We start from the raw sequence: 4,011 nt of genomic DNA on the forward strand, positions 1-4,011 counted from the left end.
CGGTCAGGCTGCCCTCAGCTGCACTAGCCTGCTGCGACAGGCCAGCGGCGGGGTCCTTTCACCCCCGCTCGGGGTAGTGGCGCCTCGTGGCGCACCAGCGCGTACTTCCACGACAGACGGTCCCGCGCCGCGTCCGCGGCCTGGCGGTCGGTGAGATTCTCGGTGAACTGCAGCACCGTCACCAGCGCGAGCAGGGCCGGGGACTGGGCAGGAGCCCCACGCCCGGGAAACACCTCGGCGAACATCACATCGTCGAAGACCTCGGCGAGGCGATCACGGACCCGCATAGGGAGGCTTCCCCTCGGAAAGGCCGCACAAGCCGTACGCACCGTCTGTTCCGGAACGGGCGGCAGACCCCCAGGCCGCATGGACACCGCACCCACCTCCTGCGACCGGGGCAGACAGAACGACCGCACCGACGATCATGCCGAACAGCCCCAGAAACCGCAGCCAATTCAGCAACAGAGTCATCGACCCCGGGCTCACCCACACAGGGCTTCGACCCGACCCTTTCACAAGTTCACAGCTTGTGCATCGCGATATGCAGTGAGAGTTGCACGGCGCCTTGCACTCCTAGATGAAGCGAGGTATAGGCTTGGAGAGGCATGGGGGAAAGCACTGCACTCCGCATCTTGTGATGCATTGCCATCTGATGTGAGATCTGCATCGCGATGAGCATGGAGGTCTGCATTTCTGAGTGCTTGGCTGCTTGTGCGCCTGCATTGCGCCGCGCTTGGCCCGCTGCGCTGCGGCGCGTTTTGCGTACGACCTCCTCGCAGACCTGCGACTTCGGCATGTGGCAGGCGCAACCGAGTCGACCTGTGGGGAAGTGGGCGCGCAAATGGCTGTCAGTCATCCATGCGGGATCACTGACGCTCCGTGCGGTTTGACTCTTCGGTTTGCGGTCAGCGGCACTCACCTTGTCCTTCCTGGACCGTCGCCCGTTGCAGTCGCCGCGCGTACGAGTCGCGTCGAGCGTGTACATGGGCGCGTCGCCTCAATAACAAAGCGCCGTTGAGACTTACATGGAGCTAGCGACCCGCCCGGAATCGCCGATTTTGACGGTGTAGAAAATGGGAGTTGGGTTGGTGGTGGGTTGGGGTGGTTGGGTGTGTGTGTAGGGGTGGGTGCTGTTTTTGGATGTGGTGGGTTTGTGGTGGAGTTGGAGGAAGCCGAGGATGCCGAGTGCGGCGCAGCTGAGGAGGGGGAATTGGGGGGTGGGGTGGTGTTGGGTGAAGTAGGGGATGGTGGCGCAGGTGGTGAAGAGGAGTCCGCTGCTGAGCATGGACAGGGGTAGAGCTTGGGGGGCGATGGAGAGTGCGGCGATGCAGAGAAGGATGGTGATCGCGGTGGCGATACCGATGAGTGGGGAGAGGACGGGGACGTTGTCGGTGTTGGGCGAGATGCGTAGTCCGACGGTGGCCAGCGCGAGGATGAGGACGTGTAGGCGCACTGTCATGTTGTGCCTTTCCGGGGCCGCCTTCGACCCGTGTGTGTCCGGGGGATGTCCGGGTGGTGGGTGGGTGGCGAAGACTCTGCCGCATGATTGCGCCGAGTTGCGCCGGGGTGCCGGGGCGCTCGGCCGGGCACGGATGTGCCGTTCGTTATGCGGTGATCACTTGTCTGTCCGGTCAGGCCTCAGCGGAATTGTGCGGCTGAGTCGTCGAAAGCTTTGCGGGGGCTGGGGGCCGTGGTTGCGGTGTGGGTTTTCCCGAGGTACATGACCCATACTTCGTCGTTCCGGCGGGTGGCGTCCCAGTCGCTGCCGAGCAGGGCAGGGTAGCCGGATGTCCTGACGCGGGCGGCAAGGCGGTCGGCGAGAGGGCGGGGGTAACGTCCGAAAAGGACGTAGGTGCCGGGGGTTTCCTTGGCTTCTTGGGCGACTGCGGCGGCTCGTCGGAGCATGACGAGTGCGCCGATGCGCGGGACGGGCGGGGTTCGGAGGGCACTGATCACGAGGGTGTCTCTTCCGTTGGTCCGAGTTCGGGTGGGTATCAGGCGGCGTGGGCCAGGGGGCGTCGTGTGAGGCGGGGCTGTGCCCTCATCCGGGGGGCACGGCGCATCTGCGTGGGAAGGGGGAGGGGGGGGGTGTCTCGGGGGAGGGCAGTGGTGGGGTTGTGGGCGGGCGGGACGAGGGTGAGTTCCGTTCTGGAGGCGAGAGTGGCCGGGGAGATGGGTGCGGATGCGGGCGCGGGGAGGCTCGACTTGGCCGGTTCCCGGGTGAACAGCTCTTCGATCAGTACGCCCAGGGCCGACGCGATGCGCCATGCGGTCTCCGGGCGGGCTCCCCTGGCCCCCTTGATGAGGAGTGAGATGTAGGGCTGGGAGACACCGGCCTTGGCAGCGAGCTGGCGCTGTGAGACCTTCAAGGCGAGCATCAGGTCGGTGAACTGTTCACGATTGCGCACTAGCAAGGCACACACGCCCTTCAAGTCGGCGAGGTCGACACGATGTCGGCATGGCAAAGATCACCACTGTCATCGCGTTGACCGCAACCACCACAGATGTGCAACCTCACCGCGGTTATCCCCCCCCACCGCCCAAATAGGCCGCATAGCGCCATGAAACGGGCTCCAAAGTCATCACGGTCATTCCCTCCCCCGCAGCAACGCCCCACGCCAATTAAGATAAACCGGTTATGCGCAACTGGGTCCGTCGCGATCAGGCCGACCGCGGCGAGGGCGCCCCGGTACGGCAGCCGCACTTCGTGTGGTGAGCTGCGGGGACGCTGTTGATCGACGTGTTGTTGTGACCGGTTCGGCGGACAGTGAGGCGGCCGCTCCGGGATCGTTGCTCTGTGACAAGTCAACATCCAAGAACGGCCGCTGCGTTGATGGTAGAGGCCCGGCGGGCCGATGAGGGCATCAACCTTCTGATGGAACGGATCCGTGGCTCTGGACGAGACCGGTCAGGAGAAGAAGGGCCGGGCCACCGCGGGTGTGAAACGCCAGCACATGGGCTGCGCCGACGGGGTCGCCAACGGGATCAACACCGTGCACCTGTCGTATGTGCGGGAAGGCGTGGGCCATGCGCTGATCGGGTGCCGGCAGTGGGTTCCCGCCGAGCAGATCGACGACGCGGAAATTGCGGCCCGGACGGGTCTGCCGGAAGACCTCCAGTTCGCGACCAAGGGGAAGCTTGCTGCCGGGATCGTCCAGGACGCGCACGACGGCGGGGTCGTCCTCGACTTCATCTGCGGCGACGAGGTCTACGGCAACAGCCCCGACCTGCGATCCTCCTGCGAAAGTGTGCGGCAGGGGTACGTGCTGCGGGTCCCGTCGAACTTCACCTTCACGCTGGGCGACGGCAGCACCACGACCTGCAAGAAGATCGTGAAGAAGTGTCTTGTCAACGGTCATTGAGATGCCCAGGTGGGTGGCCGTTGGGTAGCCAGGCTGGCGGCCATCAGAAACCCAGGCGTGTGGCCAGTGGCATTCCCGAGGTGGGGGTCAGTTCAAGGGGACCACTCCCTTGCCAGCGAGGGCCTCGGCGAGGCGATGCGAGTCGCCGGAGGTGGTCACGAGGTGAGCGTGGTGCATGAGGCGATCGGTGCTGGCCCCGGCGAGGGTTTTCGGCATGATCGTGTCGAAGCCCGAGGGGTGGATGTTGCTGGTCACCGCGATGGACCGGCGCTCGTAAGCGGCATCGATGATCCGGTAGAACGCCTCGGCGGCGTCCTCGCCGACGGGCAGCAGGCCAATGTCATCAATAACGATCAAGTCGGCCCGGCAGATCCGGGCGACGGTGCGGGCGGTGGACCCGTCGACCTTCGACTTGCCGATCGCGGCGGCCAGCGTCTCCAGGGTGAACCAGGACACCCGCATGTCCTTCTCGATCGCGGCCTGGGCGAGCCCCTCGGTGAAGTGACTTTTCCCCGTCCCGGGCGTTATCGCCGGTTCGACCTCGATCTGAGCATGTTGTTGCAGCTCAGGATGGTTCTTCGATTGATGCTGCGTACTCAGCAGGGTCCGATGATCTGGGTTCTTGAGGGTGCGATGTCTCCGCCGCGGC

General features: G+C 65.1%; 5 protein-coding genes and 1 pseudogene. 1 reads left to right on the forward strand and 5 read right to left on the reverse strand.

The annotated features are described in order from the left end of the window. Positions 1 to 95: 95 nt before the first annotated feature. The 4 genes and pseudogenes from OTB19_RS41935 to OTB19_RS41950 form a co-directional block, all read right to left on the reverse strand. Positions 96 to 374: pseudogene (locus tag OTB19_RS41935) on the reverse strand (transposase); the annotation flags it as partial. 146 nt (positions 375 to 520) lie between these two features. Beyond that, on the reverse strand, positions 521 to 985 hold the full coding sequence (locus OTB19_RS41940) for a hypothetical protein (protein WP_267804121.1): 465 nt from the start codon (positions 983 to 985) through the stop codon (positions 521 to 523). 36 nt (positions 986 to 1,021) lie between these two features. Then, positions 1,022 to 1,459 carry a hypothetical protein gene (locus OTB19_RS41945; protein WP_267804122.1) on the reverse strand — a complete coding sequence of 146 codons (438 nt, stop codon included), beginning with the start codon at positions 1,457 to 1,459 and terminating at the stop codon, positions 1,022 to 1,024. Between the two features lie 535 nt (positions 1,460 to 1,994). After that, a complete protein-coding gene (locus tag OTB19_RS41950; protein WP_267804123.1) occupies positions 1,995 to 2,408 on the reverse strand; it encodes a helix-turn-helix domain-containing protein in 414 nt (137 codons plus the stop codon). 480 nt (positions 2,409 to 2,888) lie between these two features. Between OTB19_RS41950 and OTB19_RS41955 the strand changes: the two genes are divergently transcribed. Continuing rightward, positions 2,889 to 3,362 (forward strand): transposase, encoded by a 474-nt coding sequence (locus tag OTB19_RS41955; protein WP_267804124.1) that lies wholly within the window; start codon positions 2,889 to 2,891, stop codon positions 3,360 to 3,362. A gap of 87 nt (positions 3,363 to 3,449) precedes the next feature. Here OTB19_RS41955 and OTB19_RS41960 read toward each other — a convergent pair. Next, the coding region (locus tag OTB19_RS41960; protein ID WP_267804125.1) for an ATP-binding protein at positions 3,450 to 4,011 on the reverse strand (562 nt) is incomplete at its 5' end.

Origin of the sequence: Streptomyces sp. H27-H5 (genome assembly GCF_026627505.1) — a bacterium.
Taxonomy (GTDB): Bacteria; Actinomycetota; Actinomycetes; order Streptomycetales; family Streptomycetaceae; genus Streptomyces.

Excerpts from the sequence above, each read along its gene's own strand:
- OTB19_RS41940 (WP_267804121.1), bottom strand. The coding sequence starts at position 985 with ATGTACACGCTCGACGCGACTCGTACGCGCGGCGACTGCAACGGGCGA.
- OTB19_RS41945 (WP_267804122.1), bottom strand. The coding sequence starts at position 1,459 with ATGACAGTGCGCCTACACGTCCTCATCCTCGCGCTGGCCACCGTCGGA.